Here is a 512-nt window from a genome sequence, read left to right on the forward strand (position 1 = left end):
GATGGAAAGTATTGGTTAAAAAATACCAATGACGAATTGCAGGTGTTCAACACTAAGATGTCGAAATCACTCTTGAATGTTGTTGTTCCAGATACGCTTATTGAAGAATATGGTGTCGATACGTTCAGGATTTACATGATGTTCATGGGGCCGCTTGGCCAAAACAAAAAGTGGGATATCAAGGGTATCAAAGGCTGTGCAAGATTCCTGAGTAGAGTATCGAGTCTCCTGGAACATGACGCCTTCGTGGCGATACCACAAGAAAACCAGGCGGGCGTTTCCAATGAAAGACTGGAAACGCTTTGGGGGAACGCGCTCTCGAAGATTGACGCATCTTTTGTTTCGTTGAACTTCAATACCGCGGTGGCTGCGTTCATGGAATTCATCAACGAAGCTGAAAAAGCCAAAGTCTATTTTTGCCAGCGAATCGCCAAGGATTTCATAAAAGCCCTGTTTCCCTTCGCACCGCATGTGTGCTCGGAAATGTGGGAGCGTCTTGGGGAGTCGGGTAT

1 protein-coding gene is annotated in these 512 nt (G+C 45.9%); it reads left to right on the forward strand.

The annotated features are described in order from the left end of the window. A partial coding sequence (locus AC1DRJ_RS32225; RefSeq protein ID WP_477805644.1) for a class I tRNA ligase family protein occupies positions 1-512 on the forward strand: 512 nt, incomplete at both ends.

Source organism: Pseudomonas sp. P5_B2, assembly GCF_056400445.1.